Origin of the sequence: Streptomyces sp. bgisy159 (assembly GCF_965341775.1) — a bacterium.
Taxonomy (GTDB): Bacteria; Actinomycetota; Actinomycetes; order Streptomycetales; family Streptomycetaceae; genus Streptomyces.
Map to the genome: position 1 here is coordinate 104,914 of NZ_CBDQZH010000019.1, position 20,489 is coordinate 125,402.

General features: G+C 74.1%; 19 protein-coding genes. 5 read left to right on the top strand and 14 right to left on the bottom strand.

Features of this window, described 5'->3' with window-relative positions; genetic code table 11:
- Positions 1-2: 2 nt before the first annotated feature.
- A complete protein-coding gene (locus ACSLTV_RS19915) occupies positions 3-464 on the bottom strand; it encodes a potassium channel family protein (RefSeq protein WP_432135402.1) in 462 nt (153 codons plus the stop codon).
- A gap of 102 nt (positions 465-566) precedes the next feature.
- The gene (locus ACSLTV_RS19920; protein ID WP_432135311.1) at positions 567-785 is read right to left on the bottom strand and encodes a hypothetical protein; all 219 of its coding nucleotides are present in this window, start codon (positions 783-785) and stop codon (positions 567-569) included.
- A gap of 615 nt (positions 786-1,400) precedes the next feature.
- Between ACSLTV_RS19920 and ACSLTV_RS19925 the strand changes: the two genes are divergently transcribed.
- Positions 1,401-1,583 carry a hypothetical protein gene (locus ACSLTV_RS19925; protein ID WP_432135310.1) on the top strand — a complete coding sequence of 61 codons (183 nt, stop codon included), beginning with the start codon at positions 1,401-1,403 and terminating at the stop codon, positions 1,581-1,583.
- Between the two features lie 120 nt (positions 1,584-1,703).
- Here the strand turns inward: ACSLTV_RS19925 and ACSLTV_RS19930 are convergent, their stop codons facing one another.
- From ACSLTV_RS19930 to ACSLTV_RS19940, 3 genes are read right to left on the bottom strand one after another with little or no spacing between them, the layout of a single operon-like run.
- On the bottom strand, positions 1,704-2,276 hold the full coding sequence (locus ACSLTV_RS19930; RefSeq protein WP_432135309.1) for a NifU family protein: 573 nt from the start codon (positions 2,274-2,276) through the stop codon (positions 1,704-1,706).
- Between the two features lie 6 nt (positions 2,277-2,282).
- Positions 2,283-4,232: a ferrous iron transporter B gene (feoB, locus tag ACSLTV_RS19935; protein ID WP_435612585.1), complete on the bottom strand. Its 1,950-nt coding sequence runs from the start codon at positions 4,230-4,232 to the stop codon at positions 2,283-2,285.
- A complete protein-coding gene (locus tag ACSLTV_RS19940) occupies positions 4,229-4,531 on the bottom strand; it encodes a FeoA family protein (RefSeq protein ID WP_432135307.1) in 303 nt (100 codons plus the stop codon). Before ACSLTV_RS19940 ends, feoB begins: the two co-directional genes overlap by 4 nt.
- 403 nt (positions 4,532-4,934) lie before the next feature.
- Here ACSLTV_RS19940 and ACSLTV_RS19945 point away from each other — a divergent pair, with 403 nt between their 5' ends.
- From ACSLTV_RS19945 to ACSLTV_RS19955, 3 genes are all read left to right on the top strand, one after another.
- Positions 4,935-5,477, top strand: coding sequence for a hypothetical protein (locus ACSLTV_RS19945; protein ID WP_435612586.1), 543 nt, complete (start codon positions 4,935-4,937; stop codon positions 5,475-5,477).
- 470 nt (positions 5,478-5,947) lie between these two features.
- Entirely contained in the window at positions 5,948-6,928 is a 981-nt protein-coding gene (locus ACSLTV_RS19950; RefSeq protein WP_435612587.1) for a LysR family transcriptional regulator, read from the top strand.
- Between the two features lie 151 nt (positions 6,929-7,079).
- A complete protein-coding gene (locus ACSLTV_RS19955) occupies positions 7,080-9,023 on the top strand; it encodes a collagenase (RefSeq protein ID WP_435612588.1) in 1,944 nt (647 codons plus the stop codon).
- Between the two features lie 113 nt (positions 9,024-9,136).
- Here ACSLTV_RS19955 and ACSLTV_RS19960 read toward each other — a convergent pair whose 3' ends face one another.
- Both ACSLTV_RS19960 and ACSLTV_RS19965 read right to left on the bottom strand, forming a co-directional pair.
- Entirely contained in the window at positions 9,137-9,850 is a 714-nt protein-coding gene (locus tag ACSLTV_RS19960; protein WP_435612589.1) for a GyrI-like domain-containing protein, read from the bottom strand.
- 98 nt (positions 9,851-9,948) lie between these two features.
- The gene (locus ACSLTV_RS19965) at positions 9,949-11,112 is read right to left on the bottom strand and encodes a TDT family transporter (RefSeq protein ID WP_432135302.1); all 1,164 of its coding nucleotides are present in this window, start codon (positions 11,110-11,112) and stop codon (positions 9,949-9,951) included.
- Between the two features lie 379 nt (positions 11,113-11,491).
- On the opposite strand from ACSLTV_RS19965, the gene ACSLTV_RS19970 reads away from it, so the two are divergent.
- Entirely contained in the window at positions 11,492-12,799 is a 1,308-nt protein-coding gene (locus ACSLTV_RS19970) for a M28 family metallopeptidase (protein WP_432135301.1), read from the top strand.
- Positions 12,800-12,879: 80 nt separating this feature from the next.
- Here ACSLTV_RS19970 and ACSLTV_RS19975 read toward each other — a convergent pair whose 3' ends face one another.
- The 7 genes from ACSLTV_RS19975 to pelF all read right to left on the bottom strand — a co-directional run bounded on the left by ACSLTV_RS19975 (position 12,880) and on the right by pelF (position 20,488).
- Positions 12,880-13,872, bottom strand: a complete 993-nt coding sequence (locus tag ACSLTV_RS19975) for an endo alpha-1,4 polygalactosaminidase (protein WP_432135300.1) — start codon at positions 13,870-13,872, stop codon at positions 12,880-12,882.
- A complete protein-coding gene (locus ACSLTV_RS19980; RefSeq protein WP_432135299.1) occupies positions 13,872-14,531 on the bottom strand; it encodes a spherulation-specific family 4 protein in 660 nt (219 codons plus the stop codon). The genes ACSLTV_RS19975 and ACSLTV_RS19980 overlap by 1 nt, the downstream gene beginning before the upstream one ends.
- Positions 14,528-15,433, bottom strand: a complete 906-nt coding sequence (locus ACSLTV_RS19985) for an NAD-dependent epimerase/dehydratase family protein (protein WP_432135298.1) — start codon at positions 15,431-15,433, stop codon at positions 14,528-14,530. The genes ACSLTV_RS19980 and ACSLTV_RS19985 overlap by 4 nt, the downstream gene beginning before the upstream one ends.
- 7 nt (positions 15,434-15,440) lie before the next feature.
- Positions 15,441-16,154, bottom strand: a complete 714-nt coding sequence (locus tag ACSLTV_RS19990) for a nucleotidyltransferase family protein (RefSeq protein ID WP_432135297.1) — start codon at positions 16,152-16,154, stop codon at positions 15,441-15,443.
- Positions 16,155-16,195: 41 nt separating this feature from the next.
- Entirely contained in the window at positions 16,196-17,197 is a 1,002-nt protein-coding gene (locus tag ACSLTV_RS19995; RefSeq protein ID WP_432135296.1) for a GDP-mannose 4,6-dehydratase, read from the bottom strand.
- Positions 17,198-17,429: 232 nt separating this feature from the next.
- Positions 17,430-18,878 carry a hypothetical protein gene (locus ACSLTV_RS20000; protein ID WP_432135295.1) on the bottom strand — a complete coding sequence of 483 codons (1,449 nt, stop codon included), beginning with the start codon at positions 18,876-18,878 and terminating at the stop codon, positions 17,430-17,432.
- On the bottom strand, positions 18,875-20,488 hold the full coding sequence (gene pelF / locus ACSLTV_RS20005; protein WP_432135294.1) for a GT4 family glycosyltransferase PelF: 1,614 nt from the start codon (positions 20,486-20,488) through the stop codon (positions 18,875-18,877). Before pelF ends, ACSLTV_RS20000 begins: the two co-directional genes overlap by 4 nt.
- Position 20,489 lies beyond the last annotated feature (1 nt).

A 20,489-nucleotide genomic window follows, 5' to 3' on the forward strand; every position in this document is an offset into this window, starting at 1 on the left:
GCTCACCGGTCGCCGTCGCGGGGCGGACGTTCGACGAGCCGGGCGTGCAACTGCCGGCTCAGCGTGGTCGCGGCGGCCGTCAGGAAGACGAACGTGTAGACGATCTGGACGACGGTCAGGGCCCGCGCCGCCTGCCCGGTCGGCGTGATGTCACCGAAGCCCACGGTGGCCAGCGTGACCATCGTGAAGTACAGGGCGTCGAGCCGGGTGCGCAGGCCGGTGAACTCGCCCGGCTGCCGGGCCAGGACGAAGTAGGAGGCCGCGAACACCAGTACGGACAGGGACATCAGCAGGGGGATGACGAGACCGGCCCGCGTGCCGGACCGGTTCATCAGCACGTCCCTGATCTGGCGCAGCAACAGCACGGCGACGGTCGCGAGCACACACGTCAGGACGGTCCAGCCGAGCGCGGGATGGTGCGGGCCGAACAGGTCGAGGGCAGCGAGGGAGTACGCGGTCACCAAGCCCACCGTGAGCAGGCCGGCCCTCGCCCACAGCCGCCGGCCGGCCGGGGGACGCCCCGTCACACCGGCGTCCCGCACACCGTCGTCGCTCCGCGCGCCGCGCTAGACAGCGTCGTTCCAGTCGTACGGCCCTCCACCGCGCCAGTCGATCAGCTGTGGGTCGTCGATCGCCGTGTCGGTGGCGGGCAGGCCGACGGAGTGCAGCAGATCCAGCACCTCGAACAAGCTGTAGGCCACTCCGACGGCCTCGCCGCCGACCGTCACCTGCCGTCCGCCGTCCTGCGACGGTGGAAGCACGACCACGGGAGGCAGCCCATTCATGCCCCCAGCATGCACCGGACCGGGCGAGGACGCAGCCGAGCGTGGCCATGCGGGGGACAGCGCGCTCCCGCGCGACGGCCGGGGAGCACCGGGACGTGGCCGGACCGGGGCCGGCTCAGTCCCGGGCCACCGGGCCCGCCCCGCGCGACGAGTTGGCGGAACGTCCCGGCGCGGGGAGCGGTGTCGCCCGCCCGGACGAGGTCCGGCCTTCCGGCGCAACCCGACCCCGTCCCGGACGGGCCGGAGCCCCGCCGGCGCCACCGGAGACGGTCGCCGGACTCCCGCACGGTCACGGCACTTGGAGTCCGGGCCTCCCCCCGCGAGGAGGCGCCGCAGGGCCGCTGAGCGGGCACGCAAGTCTCCGGCCGCCCCGGGGGGCGACCGGCGAACGCGATAGATTGCCCGGGAAGGAGGGAGGATTCCGTGCCGGGACGCACCACCGAGTTCGGGAAGCACGCGACCGGATTCGTGCCGAGAGCCGTGAGGCCGGCCCCTGGGCGGCCGGCACGATCGTCGACTTCGCCTCATCACCCGATCCGCAGCGAAGCGCTGTGACCCGTCCTGTCGGCTCAGCGACGCCCGCCGGGCCGATCATCCACGAAAGCAGACCCACCCGTGTTCAGCCTCACCCCCATCTACGACCGCCTCGTCACCGAGCGTGGCGACATCCCCACCCAGACCCGCGCCGAGGCGGAGCGCATACAGCGGGACCTCGCGCGCGTGATGCAGGCCCCACCCCTGTCCGGGCTGCCGCCGCGCGGGCCCCGGCCGGGAGGCGACGCCCTCCCCTCGCTGTGACGCGCTCGACGGTCGGCCGTCCCGATGCCCCGCACGCAGACACCGTGCGGGGCATCTCGCATGACGCGCTCGCCCGACGCGCCCCGTGGCCCCGCCCGGCGGACGCGGAGACCGGACCGCTCACCCGCGGTGGCTCAACCAGTCGCCCGCGCCGTCGGCCCGGGCCGACGCCGCGCCTACGTTCCTGACCGCCACCAGAGCGGGGTACCGGTGGCGCAGCCGGCTCTCCAGCCGCCGGTGCAGGGTCGCCCAGGCGGCCGGACAGCCCAGGCAGGCTCCGCCGAGCCGGACCTCGACCACCCCGTCCCGCACGCACACCAGCGACATCGTGCCGCCGTGCGAGCGGACGAAGTCGCCGACCTCCCCGCCGATCAGCTCCCGTGCCACCGCCGCCAGCGCGGTGTCCCCGTCGGGCTCTCCCGCCGTCACCCACCCGGCGGGGTCGGCGAGGGCGGCGTGCAGGGCGGTACGCACCCGGGCACCCTCGGCGGGCCAGTCGCGGCCCGCGCCCAGCCGGGTGACGACGGCCGCCGGCTCCACCGTCACGCCCGCGAGCGTGCCGTCGGCCAGCAGGCCCGCCAGCGGCGCCGGAGCGGCGACGAGCCGGCCCCGCGCGCTCAGAACCCCGGCGGGCACGATCCAGCGCAGCCGGTCCGGCCGGCCCGTGACCCGCTGGGGGTGCAGGGGAACCACGGCGCCTCACCCGCCCAGCGCGGCGGTGAGCCACTTCGCCGCGTACGCCAGCAGCCAGGCCAGGCCGGTCAGATACCCGAACGCGATCGCCGGCCACCGCCAGGTGCCGGTCTCCCTGCGGATCACCGCCACGGTCGCCATGCACTGCAGCGCGTACGCGAAGTAGACGAGGAGCGCGGCCACCACCGGCGGGGTGAACACCCGCTGCCCGGCCCGCGGTCCCTCGGAGTACGTCATCGCGCGCAGCGCCTCGGCCCGGTCCTCGGGGTTCTCGGCGGCCGTGACCTGCCCGAGGGTGGCGACGAACGTCTCGCGGGCCGACTGCGCCGAAAGCACCCCGACGCTGACCCGCCAGTCGAAGCCCAGCGGCTCGAACAGCGGGCCCACCGCCCGGCCCAGGCCGGCGGCGTGGCTGTGGTCCACGGTGTAGGCCGACACGGCCGCGGGGCTGCCGGTGTCCACGCCGTCCGCCCGCATCTCGGCGACCGAGTGCAGGGGCAGGTTCAGCAGCAGCCACAGAAGCAGCGTGGTCGCCACGATGACGGTGGTGCACTTGCGGAGGAAGGCCCGCGCGGCCGACCACATCGCCGTCAGCACCGCGCGCGGGGCGGGCAGACGGTACGGCGGCATCTCCATGGAGAACGGCACGGGGGCGCCCCGGCGGTCGCCGAGCTTCTTGAACACCCAGGCCGCCGCCATCGCCGACACCGCGCCGAGCAGGTACAGCCCGAACATCACCACGCCCTGCGCGCCGAACGGGCCGAACCGCTCGTCGGGGTCGACGAGCAGCCCGATGAGCAGCACGTACACCGGAAGCCGGGCCGAGCACGTCATCAGCGGCGCGGCCATCATCGTCGCCAGCCGGTCCCTGGCCGACGGCAGCGTGCGGGTCGCCATGATGCCCGGGATCGCGCAGGCGAACGAGGACAGCAGCGCCACGAACGCGCGGCCCTCCAGCCCGGCCCGGGCCATCACCCGGTCCATCAGGAACGCGGCCCGCGCCAGGTAGCCGACGCCTTCCAGCAGCGACAGGAGCAGGAACAGCAGCAGGATCTGCGGGACGAACACCAGCACCCCGCCGACTCCGCCGACCAGCGCGTCGCCGAGCAGACTGGCGAGCCACCGGCTGCCGACATGGCTCGCGACCGCGCCGGTCAGCCGTTCGAACAGCGTCTCCACCCCGTCCTGCAGCGGCGCGGCCACCGTGAACACCGTCTGGAAGAACAGCAACATCACCGCGAAGAACACCAGGGTGCCCCACACGGGGTGCAGCAGTACCGCGTCGACGCGGCGGGTGATCCGGTGTCGCTCGGGTGCCCGGTAGCCGGCGAAAGCCAGCACCGACTCCGCCCAGGCGTCCCGCTCGGCCGGCTCGGTCGGCGGCACCAGCGCCGGTGGTGCCCACTGCCGCCACCCGGCCAGCCGCTCCCGCAGCGCCGCCAGGCCGTGGCCGCGGTGGGCGACCACCGAGGCCACCGGCACCCCGAGCGCCTCGCCGAACGCGTCGAGATCCAACCGACCCTGACGCAGGGCCAGTTCGTCGGTGAAGGTGACCACGACACAGGTGGGCAGACCGCGGGCGAGGACCTGCGCGACGAGCGCCAGCGACCGGCGCAGCGTGGTGGCGTCCACCACGACCAGCAGCGCGTCCGGGCGGGCTGTGCCCGCCGGCCCGCCGTCGACGACGTCGACGAGGATCCGCTCGTCCGGACTGATCGGATCCAGACTGTAGGTGCCGGGCAGGTCCTCGATCACCAGGGCTCCGCCGCCGGTCCGGCAGGTGCCGACCGAACGCGAGACGGTCACACCGGGGTAGTTGCCCGTCTTCACGCGCAGGCCGGTGAGGCCGTTGAAGACGCTGCTCTTGCCCGAGTTGGGGCTGCCGACGAGTGCGATCCGCGCTGCCCCGGCCGTCGCCGCGCACGCACCACCGGTGCCGTGGCAGTCCGTGTTCACCGCAGCGGCTCCGTGATCCGTATGCACGCGGCCTGGGCGCGGCGCAGACACACCTCGTAGTCCTTGACCCGGTAGATCACCGGGTCCCGCAGCGGAGCCCGGCGCACGACCTCGACCGGCGTGCCCGGTGTGAAGCCGAGGTCGCCCAGCCGGCGGGCCACCTCCGGTGCCCCGCCCGCGACGACTTCGACCACGGTGGCCCGCGCACCCGGTTCCAACTCGGCCAGAAAGGTTCCGACATCGCGCCGCACACAGGCCGGCCTCCCGGCCTCCGGCCCGCCGTCCACGTCACCCGGCATCCGCGCCTCCACCACGCCACGCCGGACGCGCTGCCCGACGACCCGACCACAGCAAGGCGAGGCTAGCCTTACTGCCCTCGGTTCTCCGAGGTCCTCCCGGCCCCCGTCCCGGGCCGACCGGCCCCCTGCGAACAGCCGGCGAACAAGGCAGCGCGACCGGCCGGCCGAGGACGAACGGCAGCCGCACGCGCCGAGCCCACTGAGCGTGGCCCGTTCGGCCGCCCGCGGCGCTCCCGGCGCCCCGTGCCGACCGGCAGCGCGTCCGGGTAGGTCGGCAATGCCGGGAACACCCGTCAGCGCAGGAGCCGGCCCCGCAGACGGCCGGCTCGCTCCGGGCACCCGCCCGCGCACGCCGTCCCGCCCGGGGGCTTCCCCTCGCCGCCCGCCCTTGCCATGATCAGCCATGCCCGATCGCACCTCGCCCGCCTACCAGGCCCGCTACGGCTGGGACCGCCGGACCGCCGCTAACGTCGCCCTCGCCGGGCTCTTCACGGCGCTCCTCCTGCTGCCGGACATGCCGTTGCTCGCCCGGGTCCTCGGGCTGCCGCTGTTCGGCGGGGGCGGCCTGTTCCTCGCGTACATCGGGCTGAGCCGCAAGGTCGCGTTCCGCGTGGACGAGACCGGTGTGCTGCTGGGCGGCAATCCCGCCCGGTACCGGGCCACCACCGCCCACGTCCCCTGGAGCGACATCACCGGCGTCGTCCTGTGGCGCCAGGCTGCCGGCGGCGCGTCCGTCCCCTACGTCGGCGTCACCCGGCGCGAGGGCGCTCCGCCCCTGCCCGGCGACGGCCTGAAGGCCCACGCCGCTCTGCGCCACCTCGTCCCGGTGCCACCCGAGGTCGCCACGGCTTCCCGTGCGGTGGTCGGCTGGCACCTGGACCAGGAGCGCCTGCTCGCCGCGCTCGCCCGCTTCGCACCGGACATCCCGGTGCACGGCCATCGCTGACGGGCGCGAGCGCGCGGCGAGGGGCGCCGCCGGAGGACTGTGCGCAGGCTCTGGCCCCCGGCGTCCTCCCCGCTCACGCCGGCGATGGGGGCGGCGCCGTCCGGGCGCGCTGCGACCGGGCCCGCGCCGCTCGCGCGGCCGAGGCCGCCGCCGTCGGCCCGTCGGCGCGGACGACGGGGGAGGGCCCCACCACTTCTCGCGGTTCCAGATCGCGCGGTGCGCAGCCATCCACTGCTTCCCCGCGCCCGACGGGCCCTCCCCGTCTCCTTCACCCCATCACGCCCGCACCGCGCCCACCAGGGCCGTACGACCCCATGGCCGCCCCCGGGGCCTCCTTGACGCCGGTTCCCCGGCCGCATCCGGCCGGACACGATGCTCTGGCGGAGGCGAGCCTTGCGCGGGCGGCGACGTGGTGGAACGCTCCTGACCGCCGGAGACGTGAGGCGGACCGACGGGTGGGGGAGCGGCGCATGGAGCTGGAACTTCGGCATCTGCGCGTGGTGTGCGCCGTGGCCGACGCGGGCAGCGTGGGCCGGGCCGCCGCGGACCTGGGATACACCCAGCCGGCCGTCAGCACTCAACTGCGCCGCATCGAGGCCCACTTGGGTGAGTCGCTCTTCGTGCGCGGCCCCTCCGGCGTGCGCCCGACACCGTACGGCAGCCAGGTCGTCGCCCAGGCCCGCGACGTCCTCGCCCGTGCCGCCGCCATCGGGCGGCGCCCGGCCGCCGATCCGGCGCGGACGCGCCGCCCGCTGCGCGTGGCCGCCACCAACTCGCCGGTCCTGTCCGGCATGGTCTCCCGCCTGCGCACCCGGATCCCCGACCTCCCGCTCGCGGTGAGCAGCGTCTACGCCTCCTCGCGGATCGTGGAACTGCTGGAGGAGGGCACGGTCGACGCGGCCGTCGCCGCGGACTACCCCGGCATGGAACTGGGGCACTCCGACGCGGTGACCCACCGCGGCATCGCCACCGAGCCCACCTTCGTGGCCCTGCCCGCCCGCCACCGCCTGAGCCGGCGCCCGCAGATCCCGCTCGCCGAACTCGCCCACGAGGCGTGGTTCGTCACCCCCGACGACGGGGCCGGCTGGCCCGGGGTGTTCTACCGGGCGTGCGAGGCGGCCGGCTTCGCCCCGGCCACCGTGCACGAGTTCCTGGGCGACCAGACCCAGTTGCAGCGCATGATCGCCGACGGTCTCGGAGTGTCCCTGGTCCAGGCGACGCTGCGGCCGATCCCGGACATCGTGATCAGACCCCTGGCCGGCACGCCCCTGTGGTGCCGTTACGTCCTGGCGTGGCGGCGCGAGGCGGTGCCGGACGACGTGGCCGCGGCACTGCACCACTGCGCCACCGCCGCCTACCGGGAACTGGCCGGGGAATCGCCGCACTTGAAGCAGTGGTCGGAGCGCACCCGCACCGCGGGCCCTGCGACGACGGCCCCGGGCCCCGCCTAGCACCGCTCACCACGCGGCTCACGTACGGCCGTTATGGCCGGTCGGCGCCAGGTGCTATGTCACACGGCATTGTCGCTGCGGGCCGCCGCTGAGACGGTGCCTGGCGCGCCTCATCCCCCTGCGAGGCGCAGCCACCCGTGGAGGATTCCCGATGCGCAACCGCTTCGCGCCGCCCGGACGACGCGCGGCCGGCGTTCTCGCCGTCTGCGCCACGGTCGTCGGCCTGCTGTCAGCCCCGTCGATCGCGGCACCCCAGGCCCGGAACGGCACCGACCAGGTGACCGTGTCCCGGACGGCGGCGGCACCACCGCCGCCGTCCGGACCGGGCACCGGCGCCGCCACCGACCGCCCGGCCGTGCAGGACCGGCCCCTCACCGCCGCCCACCTGCCGCCCCGGAGACCGACGGCGTCCCACGTCCGCCCGTACGGCACACCCCGGCCGGCCACCTGCCGGCCGGAAGACTTCGGCAGCCGTACCGGAGCCGCCCTCGTCAAGTTCGTCAGAGCCGCGGCCACCGACTGCGTCAACACGCTGTTCGCCGTCACCGGGACCGAGGCACACCGCGTCTTCCGGCAGGCCCAGATGGTCACCGCGGCCCGCGCCCTCCACCGTGAGGCCCGGCGCTACCGCGGCGACAACAGGACCGGCATCCTGCAACTCGTGCTGTTCCTGCGCGCCGGGTACTACGTGCAGTTCAACCACCCCGCCGACGTGGGCCCCTACACCACCCGCCTGACGCGGGCCGCCACCCGGGCCCTGGACGCCTTCTTCGCCAACCGGCACTCCACCGACGTCTCACCGGCGAACGGCGACGTCCTCGCCGAGGCCGTGGTCCTCACCGACAGCGCCGACCAGCAGGCCCGCTACCTCGACGTGTACCAGCGCCTCCTCGACGGCTACGACAGCTCCTACGACGGCGTCGACAGCATGCTCGCCGCCGTCAACAGCGTCCACACCCCCCTGTGGCGGGGCAACTGGAACCCGCGCTACGTGGCCGCCGTCACCGCCGACCCGGCCATCATCCGCACCCTGCACACCTTCGCGCTCAGCCACCTCGACCTGCTCGGCACGGACCGCGCCTACCTGGAGTCCAACGCCGGAACCACGCTCGCCCGCCACCTCGAACACCCCGCGCTGCGTGCCGGTGTCCGCCCTCTGGCCAAGGATCTCCTGGACGCCGCGGCCATCACCGGCCCCACCGCCGGACTGTGGGTCGCGGTGGCAGCCCAGGCCGACTACTACGACCGCGCCGACTGCTCCTACTACGACATCTGCGACCTGCCCGGCCGGCTGCGCAGGGCCGTCCTGCCCGTCACCCACGTCTGCGACCCCACCCGCACCCTCCGCGCCCAGGCGCTCACCGCCGCCGAACGGGACGCCGTCTGCGCAGACCTGCGCGGCCAGGACGCCGACTTCCACGACCTGGTGCGGGACGGCGGCCCCATCCCCGGCCAGTACCTGTCCGGCATCGACCTCGTCGTCTTCGGCAGCCGCGCCGACTACCGGACGTACGCCGGGGCGATGTTCGGCGTCAGCACGGGCAACGGCGGCATCACGCTCATCGGGAATCCCGACGATCCCGCGAACCGGCCGGTCGCCCTCATGTACCAGAAGAGCCAGGACGACGGCTTCACCGCCCGCATCTGGAACCTCAACCACGAGTACACGCACTACCTCGACGCGCGCCACGACATGAAGGGCGACTTCGGCCGGCAGACCTCCGTGCCGGACGTCTGGTGGATCGAGGGCCTGGCCGAGTACGTCTCCTACGGCTACCGCCGCCTGCCCTACGCACAGGCGATCGCGGAGGCCGGGAAGCACACCTACCGGCTGAGCACACTGTTCGAGAACACCTACGCCAACAGTGACGTGACCCGCACCTACCCCTGGGGCTACCTCGCCGTCCGCTACATGGCCGAGGAGCACCCGGCGGACATCCACCGCATGCTCGCCCGCTTCCGCGTCGGCGACTACGCGGGCGGCCACGCCGTCTACGCCACCGACGTCGGCACCCGCTACGACGCCGACTTCGACCGCTGGCTCACCGCCTGCGCCTCCGGCGCCTGCGCCGCAGCCACGCCCGTCCACGGATAAGCACGCGCCCCGACGGCCGAGCCCCGGCAGGATGCCCGCGTGAACCCTGTAGTCATGCGAGGCCTGGCGACCGATCCGGCCCTGCCGGGCAGGCTGATCCCAGACCCCGAGTCCTACTCGGAGCCGGTGGCCGCGGAGCGCCTTCCGTGCGAGAGGTGTTCCGGCGCCGGCCCCCCGTCATCCGCCGGGTCCGCGCCGGGCAGCGGTTCCACCGGTTGCCGCAGGACGGTTCTGAGTGCGGCGGGTTCCGTCCTGCGGGGATCGCTGAGGTAGATCTCGTGGTGCAGCCCCGCTTCCCGCAGCCTGTGGGCGGGGAGGTAGTCGTGGTGCAACCTGGTCAGGATCGGGGTCTCGTCGTCGTAGGAACCGATGTGGAGCACCTGGGCGCTGGTGCCCTCGTGCAGCGTCTCCGACCGTACGCCGCGAACGGCCGGAAGCCCCTTCTTGCTCAGCGCGCTGTCGCGGGCGCCGTCGATCAGGCCGGCCGTGATCCAGTCGGGGACGTTGATGAGCAGTCGCCACCGCCAGTTCTCCTTGCGCCGGGCCAGGAAGTCGTCCATGTCGTCCGCCCACCACAGCCCTTCGAGCGGGCCCACGACGAAGTCCCTGCCGAGTTCGTTCTTGCTGGCGAACTTGAGGGTGTAGGCGACCGCGTACAGCGCTTCCACGGCCTGACGGTAGGCGGGGCTGGTGTTCGGGTCGCCGCTCCCTTCGGTGGCGAGGTAACGGAGTTCGGGGACGTCGACGAGCTCCCAGTCGGTGTTCCTCGGCGCATAGCACGCCTTGAGCTCGCGCTTGACGTCGTACTTCGCGGTCGTCCTGGGCATTTCGGGAACCTTCCTGTAGGTCACGCGACACGGTAGGCCGGTGACGCCGCGGCGGTGGCGAACTGCGGCGGGAACACGCCCCGTTGGCCGGAACGCGGTCACCGCCCCGATGCCGCCGCAGGGGGTAGGAAGAGCGTCCCGAGGAAGCAGCCCCGCAGGGTGCGCGCGGCGACGGTCGACCAGGCGGCCAGCAGCAGGAGGTAGAGGGCGGCGGACGCCGCGTCGAGGGCCTCCGAGCGCAGCCGCACTGCCAGGGCGCAGGTGCCGGTGACGCAGGTGCCGACCGGGAAGGTGAAGCTCCACCAGGTCAGCGTGAACGGCAGGTGCCGGCGTGCGGTGCGCAGGGTCAGTGAGGCGGCCAGGACGAGCCACACCATGGCGAACCCCCAGGCGGGAACGCCGTAGACGACGCCGAACACCTCGGCGCCCTCGGCGTACGGCCGGGGCAGGGCGAGACCGGCCACCGACCCCAGCGCGTTGGCCGCGGTCACCGACTGCCCCAGCGGACCGAGGACGATCCACACCGTCGGCACCGTTGCCGCCGGGCCGGGCTTGTGGCGGACCAGCCGGCTCCAGATCTGCGAGATGACGACGAGGCCGGCGAACAGGCTGATGCCGAACATGGCGTAGCAGGCCAGCAGCAGGGTCAGCCGGGGCTGGCCGGCGGCGACGTGCGGTACCAGTGCCGCCCCGGTCGCGGCGGACACCATGGGCGGGACCACCGGCATCAGCCACCCGCCGAAGGCGGAGTCGTCCCCGACCTCGTGCTCGGTCATCGCCAGGTAGGGGATCCACACGGCGGTGATCAGACCCAGCAGGGTGCCGGCGGTCCACAGCACGGCATCGACGCGTACGGCGGCCGTCACGCCGATCCAGTCCCTGCCCAGGGAGAGAGTGCCCGCCCCGACGGTCATCAGCGCCATCGCCGGAGCGCCCCAGAAGTGCCCCATGACCGGGTGGTGCGCGTGCGCCCGGGCGATCCGCGGATACCGGACCCAGTGCACCGCCCATGCCGCCGTCAGGGCCACCAGCAGGAACGTGGCGAGGGCCCAGACGATCGTGCCGAACACCCGCAGGCCGGTGACGTGGAGCGGGACCACGGCGGCCGCGTTGGCGACGATGCCGGTGCCCATCACCGACGCGTACCAGTTCGGGCCCAGGTGACGGAAGACGTCGGCAGGCCGGTCCAGGTCACGCAGGAAACCCCGCGCCGGCCGGGACCGTCCTCCGGCGGGGCGGGAAGGTGCGACGGAAGTGGTCATGCACCCAAGATCGCTCCCGCCCTGCGGCTCCGGTAGTCATCGCCCGCGTATCACGCCATAAGACCGGCTTATGGCAGGGGTGCGTGTGCGGCGGGCGGCGAGGCGCCTGCACGCCCGCCGCGGCGCTGACGGTGTGACCGGTGGCGCGTCGATGCCCTGATCACCGTCCCCGGCCACCGGAAGCGACTCCTGTCCGATGTGCGAACAATCCGGATCGGATAGCGCTCTTGACGATAAGTCAGCCATCGTCGACGATTCAGCTCGCACGGCCGCACCAGGCACAGGCACCACACAGCTCCAGCGCGCCCCGCGTCACCCCGACCGCGGGGCGTGCCGCACGTTCCGTACCCCATCCCCAGTTCGGAATCCGGAGCCCCACATGAACCTCTCCGTTCGCAACCGTGCCCTCGCGGTCGCCGGCGTCGCCCTCAGCGGGCTGCTCGCCGGGGCCGTCCCCGCAGCCACCGCCGAACAGCCCGCCGCGGCGGCGCCCGACATCTCGGTGGCCAACGTCAAACAGCACCTCGCGGACCTCCAGTCGATCGCCGCCGCCAACGGCGGCAACCGCGCCCACGGCCGGACCGGCTACCGGGCGAGCGTCGACTTCGTGAAGGCCAAGCTGGACGCCGCGGGCTACACCACGACCGTCCAGCAGTTCACCTACAACGGCACCACCGGGTACAACCTCGTCGCCGACTGGCCAGGAGGCGACCCGAACCAGGTCGTCATGGCCGGCTCGCACCTCGACTCGGTGACGGCCGGACCGGGCATCAACGACAACGGCTCCGGGTCCGCGGCGATCCTGGAGACGGCGCTCGCCGTCTCGCGGGCCGGCTACCAGCCCTCCAGACACCTCCGCTTCGGCTGGTGGGGCGCGGAGGAACTCGGGCTCGTGGGTTCGAGGTTCTACGTCAACAACCTGCCGTCCACCGAACGCGCCAAGATCCAGGGCTACCTGAACTTCGACATGATCGGGTCGCCCAACCCGGGCTACTTCGTCTACGACGACGATCCCGCGATCGAGAAGACGTTCAAGGACTACTTCGCGGGTCTCGGCGTACCGACCGAGATCGAGACAGAGGGCGACGGGCGCTCCGACCACGCCTCCTTCAAGAACGCCGGTGTCCCCGTCGGCGGCCTGTTCACCGGAGCGAGCCGGACCAAGACCTCGGCGCAGGTGCGGAAGTGGGGCGGCACCACCACCGCGTTCGACCGCTGCTACCACTCCTCCTGCGACACCACGGCCAACATCGACGACACGGCCCTGGACCGCAACAGCGACGCCATCGCCCACGCGATCTGGACGCTGACGTCCGGTACGACCACCCCGCCGACCGGAACGGTCTTCGAGAACACCGCCGATGTGGCCATCCCCGACTACGGTGCCGCTGTGACCTCCTCCGTCGTTGTCACGGGCATCAACGGCAACGCCCCCGCCGACCTCGCCGTCGGTGTGGACATCGTCCACACCTGGCGGGGTGACCTGGTCGTCGACCTGGTCGCCCCCGACGGCACGGTCTACAACCTCAAGCCGTACTCGTCGTCGGACTCCGCCGATGACGTCCGGACCACCTACACGGTCGACGCCTCGGCGGAACCGGCGGGCGGCACCTGGAAGCTCCGCGTCCAGGACCGGGCCAGGTACGACACGGGCTACATCAACAGTTTCAAGCTGACCTTCCCGTAGAGGGTCCAGGTGGGTGTGCCGAGGGCCCTGCCCCCGGCACACCCGGAAGGACGGCTGTGGCGCGCGCTCGCGGCCCCGGCTCAGCAGGGCTCGCGCCACGCGTCGAGGCCGAGGTTCTTGCGCATGGACGAGAGCTTCAGCCGACGCGACTCGGCGCAGAAGGAGCTGTTGGGCTTCTCGTACTCCACGTGGAACACCGCTTTGCCCGCCTCGATGAAGGGGGACAGCAGGGCGCACTCGTCGAACTCGGCGCACTCCTCGTTGACGGCGAAGTCGAAGTCGTCCACGAGCTGGGGGATCTGCGCGAGGTCGTTCTTCAGCCCCACCGACAGACCGCGTTCATGGGCCAACCCGGCGATCATCCGGTTGTAGGCGAGCTGGTCCCGGGCGGTCAGCGGGAAGCCGGTGTCGGCGGCGTACCCCTCGACCAGGTCGGGCTCCACCGCGTCGAAGCCCTTGTCCCGGCACATGTCGAACCGCCTCGCCATGAGCGGCCGCAGCGCGTCCGACCGCCGGATGTCCAGCCACCGCTCGCCCTCCCACCCGTTGGCCCGGCCGAGCAGGGAGCGCGGGAAGGCGTCCGCGTCCGGCCGGAAGTCCTCCCAGGCGCCCACGTTGACGTAGCAGATGACCTTGCGGCCGTCGCGGTGCAGACGGGCCACGTCGGCGGCGGAGTTCTCGAAGCCGTCGATGTCGTACACCGGCACGTCCACACCCGGGTCGGCCTTCCCGTTCAGCTGCCACTGCCAGGCCAGGCCCGGCCGGGGCACCCACACCCTTCTCGCACCGGGCGGGGAGGGCGAGCCGGCCGGGGAGGAGGGGCGGGGCGGGGGAGACGACGCGCCGGGGGACCCCTCACGGCCACCATCGCCGCTCCCCCCGCCGTGGGCGGCGCCACGGTCGCTTCCCCCGCTGCCACCCCGGTCGTCACGCCCACGTCCGTCCCCGCCCCCGCCTCCGGTGCAACCGGCCAGAACGGCCAGCACGGCGGCGACCGACGCGACCGGGACGAGGAGGCGCGCCGACGGGGGGCGGCGGCGGGAGGAGGGACGTCGTACTCGCCGGTCAGGCATCACGGTGTTCCGTTCAGTACCGGAGTCAGTTCGGACCAGGGGTTGGGCAGTTCGCCGGTGACGGGGCAGCACACCGCGGCGCCCCGCTCGCGGGCGGTCCGCACGGCCAGCGGCACCAGCGCCCCGGGCACTCCGTACACGAGGTGACACAGCCGCCCGGCCGGCTGCCGTGTCACCCACTCCGGTCTGCTGAACCCCGACACGTACACCGACCAGTGCCCCTCGAAGGTGACGGTGAGGTCGGCCAGCCGGAGGTACCCCGGCGCCGGGTGCACCCCCGGATTGAGGACCACCGTCGCGGCCCCCTGCCGCCGCAGCCCGCGTACGAGGCCGCGGCAGGCGGGCAGGCCCGCCGGCGCCGCGCTCACCCGGTCCAGGAAGCAGCCCTGGACGCCGTACCACTCCTGGTGCCGGCGCAGATCGTCGAGGACCGCGGCGCGCGGGCGGAGCCCGTAGTCGCTGTCGACGTAGCCCAGCAGCCGGGCCCCGGCCTCGCGGAGCGCGGCGGCCGCCGCCGCGAAGGCCGGGTCGGGTGCCGCGCCCGGCCCGTTCCCGGGGTTGAGGACGACCGCGTACGTGGCGGCGGCGGACCGGATCAGCCGGTGCCAGGCCGCGGGGTCCTCGGCGGGGTGGACGTAGAGCGGGACCAGGACGCTCACGGCTCCTCGCCGTCCGGCCGGGTCCCCGCCCACAGCCCGGTCAGCGCCTCGTCGAGCGAGTTCGCCGGCCGCCAGCCGAGCGCCTCCTCGGCGGCCGTGATGTCCGAACACTGCCACGACACCTCCGCGGAACGGGAGGAACCGGCAGAGCCCTCCTCGACACGCCCCCGGAAACCGGCCAGCCGGGTCAGGCCGGTCACCAGATCGCGCACCGGGACCGCCCGGCCGGAACCGATGTTGAGCACGGCGGGCAGCGGGCCCGGCGCCGTCACCGCGAGCCGCACGGCCCGAGCCACGTCGCGGGCGTCGACGAGGTCACGGAACGCCGACAGATCACCGAGCCGCAGGACGGCCTCCGGATCGGAGCCGGCCGCGCGCAACCGGCGGGCGACCCGGCCGGGCAGCCCGGCGGGCGGCGCTCCCGCACCCACCGGGTTGCCCACCCGCAGCACCACCGCGTCCAGTCCGGAACCGGCGACCGCCGCCGTGCCGGCCAGCTTCGTCGCGCCGTACGGGCCCGCCGGGCAGGTCGGGGCCGACTCGGTCACCCGGCTGCCCGGCGTGCCGGGACCGTACTCCGCGGCCGAGCCCAGATGGACCAGCCGGACCGCGGGCGCCGCCTCGCGCAGCGCCGCGCACAGCACGGCCGGACCGCGGGCGTTGACCTCGGCCAGGGTGACCGCGTCACCCCCGGTCGCCCCCGCGCAGTTGACCACCGCGTCCGGTGCCGCGTCGGCCACGACCGATGCCAGCCGCTCCGGCCGGTCGCGGGCGAGGTCGACGGGGAAGCCGGCGCCGGGCGAGCGGCCGCCGTCGAGGACCACGGCGTCCGGCAGGGACCGCAGCCCCTCGACGACGTGACCGCCCAGATATCCGGAACCGCCCAGGACGAGAATGCGCATACGGTGCTCAGGCTCCCTTGAGCAGCAGGGACTTGCGGGTGGTGAACTCGGCGTTGGCCCGGTCGTAGTCGTCCGGGCGGCCGATGTCCAGCCAGTAGCCGTCGAACTCGTAGGCGTGCGGGGGAGTCCCGGTCGCCAGCAGGTCCAGGACCAGTTCGTCGAAGCCCAGCGGCAGACCGGGCGTGTACGCGTCGAGCGTGGCGCGCGACATGCCGTAGACCCCCATGGAGACCCGGTAGTCCATGCTCGGCTTCTCGGTGAAGGCGACTACCTTGCTGTCCGCCGTGGTGAGCACCCCGAAGTCGATGTGCACCTTGCGGGCGTACGTGGCGATGGTCAGCGGAGCGCGGGACAGGCCGTGGGAGGCCAGCACGTCGGCGTAGTCCAGGTCGGTCAGCACGTCCCCGTTCATCACCAGGAACGTCTCGGGCAGCCGCTCGCGCAGGTTCAGCAGCGGTCCCATCGTGCCGAGCGGACTGTCCTCCGTGGCGTAGTCGACCGCCAGGCCCCAGCGGGCCCCGTCGCCGACATACGCGCGGATGATCTCTCCCAGGTGACCGATCGCTATGGTGCAGTGGGTGAAACCGGCCGTCGCCAGCTGGCGCAGCACGATCTCCAGGATGGCGTGCTGGTCGCCGATGGGCACGAGCGGCTTGGGCAGTGCGGTGGTGTAAGGGCGCAGCCGGACGCCCTTGCCTCCCGCCAGGATCACTGCGTGCATGGGGTTCCTCCTTGATGGACGCTGTGGATGTGCGGGACGGGTCAGATGTTGTAGATGCCGGTCTTGTAGCGGGCCAGGTTGGCCGGGTCGCGGAAGAACTCCGCGGTGCTCGCCAGCCCGTCCTCCAGGCTGCGGGCGGGCCGCCAGCCGGTGGCATCGGCGAGCCGGGTCGCGTCCGCGACCAGCCGCATCACCTCGGACGCGGCCGGCCGCACACGCTCCGGGTCCTCGCGTACGTCCAGGGGGGCGTCCATCACCTTCCCGATCAGCGCGACCAGGTCGCCGACGGAGATCTCCGTGCCCGTCCCCGCGTTGAAGGTGCGGCCCACCACGTGCTCGGCGGGCGCCGTGCCCACCGCGAGGAAGGCCCGCGCCGTGTCCTCGACGAACGTGAAGTCCCGCGTGGGCCGCAGGTCGCCGAGGGTGATCGTGCGTTCCCCCGCGGCGACCTGGCCGATGACGGTGGGGATGACCGCCCGCATCGACTGGCGCGGCCCGAAGGTGTTGAACGGCCGCAGTGTGACGACCGGGGTGCCGAAGCTGGCGTGGTAGCTGTCCGCCAGCCGGTCCCCGCCGGCCTTCGAAGCGGCGTACGGGGACTGGGTGTTGATCGGGTGGTCCTCGGTGATCGGCACGGTCTGCGCGGTGCCGTACGTCTCGCTGGTCGAGGTGTGCACCAGCCGGGGCGTGCCGAGCGCGCGCGCCGCCTCCAGCACGTTGAGGGTGCCCGTGACGTTGGTGTCCACGTAACTGTGCGGCGCCTGGTACGAGTACGGGATGGCGATGAGGGCCGCCAGGTGGAAGGCGACGTCGGCGCCGTCGAGCAGGCCGCGGACCGAGCCGGGGTCACGGACGTCGCCGAGGACGATCTCCACGTGCTCCAGCACGTCCGGGTGCAGGGTCTCCAGCCAGCCGTAGGAGGAGAAGGAGTTGTACTGCGCCATGGCCCGGACCCGGTGTCCGGAGGCGACCAGGGCCTCGGTCAGGTGGGAGCCGATGAACCCTTCGGCCCCGGTGACGGCGGCGAGCGGTGCGGAGGTCAACGCGTGGTGTCCTTTCGGTCGGTGATGCGACTGGTGATGCGAGAGGTGGTGCGGCGGGGGAACCGGTAGGTAGGTGGGTGGCAGTGCGTGGTGGGGCGGGCGCGCGGCAGCGGTCTGGTGAGGAGCGCCGGAAGCGGGGCGCGGGCGGTGGGAGTGCGGGGTGCGGTGCGTGAAGAGGCAGGGCGTGTCGCGGTGGGTCGGGGGCGGGGCGCGCGGTGGTCGGCGGGCGGCCTCACGCGTGCCGAGCGGGTCGGCCCAGCAGCCGCACCGCACAGCCGGCCAGGAGCAGCGCCGCCGCCGCGCAGCTCAGCGGCAGGGCCGCCGGGCCGGGCGGCAGCCCCAGCAGCGTGCCCGCCGCGGCCGTGCCCGCGGCGGTGAGGCAGATCAGCGCCGCGGGCCAGGCCGTTCCGAACGCCTGCAGAAGCAGGGCCAGCCACAGCGTGGCCGCGAGTGGCAGCAGGTCCGCCGGCGCGGCACCGGTGAGCAGGGCCGCGGGCAGCAGCGGCAGTACGTAGGCCAGCACACAGGCGCCGAGGAGACCGGCCGAGCGGAGCAGGAATCCGGCGGGGGTGGCGGCGGCGCGCAGCGCGGCCACCGAACGGCCCCGGTACCGGTACAGCAGCCACTCGGCCGGCCCCATGCTCACGGTGAGCACGATCACCGCGTACGGTGCCCGCAACCCCTCCAGCAGCACCAGCACGCCCGCGGCCAGCCCGAACAGGCCGTACGGCACCGACCACCACAGCGGCGGGCGGGCCGCGTCCGGCACGGCGGGTTCGAGGACAGCCCGGCGCACCGCCCAGCCCGCGCAGCCCAGCGTCACCGCCAGGGCCAGCAGCGGCAGTCCGAGCCGCAACGGCGTACCCGGCTCCCACCAGGGCAGCACCGCGGTACCGGCCACCAGCGGGGACAGGGCCGCCAGCAGCAGCCGCTCCCGGCCCAGCACCAGGAGCACCCCCGCGGCCGCGAGGTACGCCGACTGCGCCGCCACGGCTGCCGGCACCGGCCCACCGCCCGCGGGCAGCGCGGCGACCGCGGTGGCGGCGACCGCCCCGCAGGGCGCTCCGGCCAGCAGGGTACGGCCCGCCTCCCGGCGACCGGACGCCATCCGCAGATGGGCGCGGTGACCGAGGGCCTGCCCCCACGCCCAGGACAGGAGCCCCGCGACGACCAGCGCCACGGCGTGCCGGCCCGGGTGCCACAACGGCGCGGTGAGCGGATAGGCCAGTCCCGGCAGCGCGAACAGCACCCCCCGCAGCAGGCAGCGCACGGTGTCGGGCCGCCAGGGGTCGGGACCGGACGCCGGCTCCGGATAGGTGCGCGGCACCCGCTCGTACAGCGCGGCGGCCAGCGAGAACAGGCCGGGATGGCCGTACCGTTCGTGGACCGCCTCGGCGGACAGGCCGTCCGCCTCCAGCAGAGCGGCCACCTCGTACGGGTGGACGCAACTGCCGATCCGGTCGGCCAGCTCCGCCGCGAGCAGGTTGACCGCGTCCTCGTCCGGACCGAGCCGGGGCAGCCTGATCAGCAGGGTCCGTTCGTCGGTTGCCGCGTCCGGGCGGCCGACGGTTCGCCCGCGGGCGCGGTGCGGCGCGCGGCGGACCGGTTCCGGCGCGGCCAGCCGCAGCGCCAGTGTGTCCTGTTCGCTGCCGCCCGGCTCCAGTGCCATCGGACCGCTCATCCCGCCAGGCTCCTCGCCCCGGTGACCGCCGCCGACGGCGTCCGACCGGACGGGGGCGACGCGGCCTGGTCCGCCGGCACGGAGACCGCCGGAACGAGCGCTGGGGGCCGGCGTGCCGAGCGGCGCCCGCCGCGGGGGTCCCCGTCGGCCCCGCCCTCCCCGCGCCGCCGGGCGATGTCCGGCAGTTCCAGGTAGATGGACCGGAAGGTGTCGACGGTCTGCCGCAGGGTGAACTGCTCGATCACCCGCCGGCGGGCGGCCGCACCGAGCGCGCGCCGCCGCTCGGGGTCGTTCAGCAGTTCCAGCGCGGCCGCCGCCATGGCCGCCGGGTCGCGCGGCGGCACGACCAGCCCGGTGTCGCCGACGGCCTCGCGCACGCCGCCCACGTCGGTCGAGACCGTGGCCCGGCCGCACGACATGGCTTCGATCAGGGTGAACGGGAAGCCCTCGCTGATGCTGGAGAGCATGACGACGTTGCCCGCCGCGTAGGCGTCCCGGATGTCGTCGACACGCCCTTCGAAGACCACGGCGCCGGCATGGCCGAGGTCCGCCGCCAGCGCCTCGCAGCGCTCCCGGTAGGCCTCGCCCCCGCGCGGGGTGCCGCCGAACAGCCGTAACCGCGCCCCGGGCAGCCGGTCGCGGACCAGGGCGAAGGCGCGGATCAGCGTCTCCAGGTCCTTGATCGGGTCGACGCGGCCCGCCCAGCTGAGGGTGGGTCCGTCCGGTTCCGGCCCGGCGGGCGGGAACGCCGCCGGGTCCACGCCGTTGTACACCGTACGGATGGTCTCCGGGGCCGCCCCGCCCTGCTCCTCCCACAGCCGGTTGTAGCGGTTGCCCGGCGTGATCAGGGCGGCTCGCCGGTAGCTCTCCTCGGCCAGCAGCCGGAAGAAACCGAGCATCACCGCCTTCACCGGCCAGGGGTAGGGGGCGGTGCGGTAGCCGAGGTAGCGCTCGCGCAGGTACACCCCGTGCTCGGTGAGCAGGAAGGGGGTGCCGTGCTGTTCCAGCGCGGTCAGTCCGGGCAGTACGGCGACACCGCCGCTGACCGCGTGGGTGATTCCGTGCTCGGGCGGCGGTGCGGCCAGCGGGCGCAGGGCGTGCTCCAGCAGCGCGGTCGCCGTCAGGGCGTCGTGCAGGGTGGGCCGGGCCTCGCGCACGGCCGTGCCCGGCCGCCGCCACACCCCGGCCAGCAGGCCGATCGCGTCGTCCCCGCGCAGGAACGCGCTCAGCGATCCGTCGGTCGCGGCGCGCGCCATGGCGTACAGCGCGGGCGCGAACCCGTCCTCGGCGGACGGGTCGAGGAGCGCGGCGAGGAAGTGTTCGTAGGCCCGGACGAGCCGGTTGCGGGCCCGCCCGCGCGGCGGGCCGCCGGCCGGCGGCGGCCCCCACATGGGGACGGCGTGGACGTGGGTGACGTGGGCGGGCGTGTCCCACACCACCGGTTCGCGGCCGGTGCCGGTGACGGCGATGACGTCGAACGCGATGTCCGGCATGCCGCGTACGAGCTGGTCGCACCAGACGCTGACGCCGCCGTGACTGTGCGGGTAGGTGCCTTCGGTGAGCAGGGTGACGCGCGTCGTGTGGCGGCGCGCGCCGTGGGGAACGTGCATG

Excerpts from the sequence above, each read along its gene's own strand:
- ACSLTV_RS19965 (WP_432135302.1), bottom strand. The coding sequence starts at position 11,112 with ATGACCACTTCCGTCGCACCTTCCCGCCCCGCCGGAGGACGGTCCCGG.
- ACSLTV_RS19920 (WP_432135311.1), bottom strand. The coding sequence starts at position 785 with ATGAATGGGCTGCCTCCCGTGGTCGTGCTTCCACCGTCGCAGGACGGC.
- pelF (WP_432135294.1), bottom strand. The coding sequence starts at position 20,488 with ATGCACGTTCCCCACGGCGCGCGCCGCCACACGACGCGCGTCACCCTG.
- ACSLTV_RS20000 (WP_432135295.1), bottom strand. The coding sequence starts at position 18,878 with ATGAGCGGTCCGATGGCACTGGAGCCGGGCGGCAGCGAACAGGACACA.
- ACSLTV_RS19950 (WP_435612587.1), top strand. The coding sequence starts at position 5,948 with ATGGAGCTGGAACTTCGGCATCTGCGCGTGGTGTGCGCCGTGGCCGAC.
- ACSLTV_RS19990 (WP_432135297.1), bottom strand. The coding sequence starts at position 16,154 with ATGCACGCAGTGATCCTGGCGGGAGGCAAGGGCGTCCGGCTGCGCCCT.
- ACSLTV_RS19975 (WP_432135300.1), bottom strand. The coding sequence starts at position 13,872 with ATGCCTGACCGGCGAGTACGACGTCCCTCCTCCCGCCGCCGCCCCCCG.
- ACSLTV_RS19945 (WP_435612586.1), top strand. The coding sequence starts at position 4,935 with ATGCCCGATCGCACCTCGCCCGCCTACCAGGCCCGCTACGGCTGGGAC.
- ACSLTV_RS19985 (WP_432135298.1), bottom strand. The coding sequence starts at position 15,433 with ATGCGCATTCTCGTCCTGGGCGGTTCCGGATATCTGGGCGGTCACGTC.
- ACSLTV_RS19970 (WP_432135301.1), top strand. The coding sequence starts at position 11,492 with ATGAACCTCTCCGTTCGCAACCGTGCCCTCGCGGTCGCCGGCGTCGCC.
- ACSLTV_RS19955 (WP_435612588.1), top strand. The coding sequence starts at position 7,080 with ATGCGCAACCGCTTCGCGCCGCCCGGACGACGCGCGGCCGGCGTTCTC.
- ACSLTV_RS19960 (WP_435612589.1), bottom strand. The coding sequence starts at position 9,850 with ATGCCCAGGACGACCGCGAAGTACGACGTCAAGCGCGAGCTCAAGGCG.
- ACSLTV_RS19940 (WP_432135307.1), bottom strand. The coding sequence starts at position 4,531 with ATGCCGGGTGACGTGGACGGCGGGCCGGAGGCCGGGAGGCCGGCCTGT.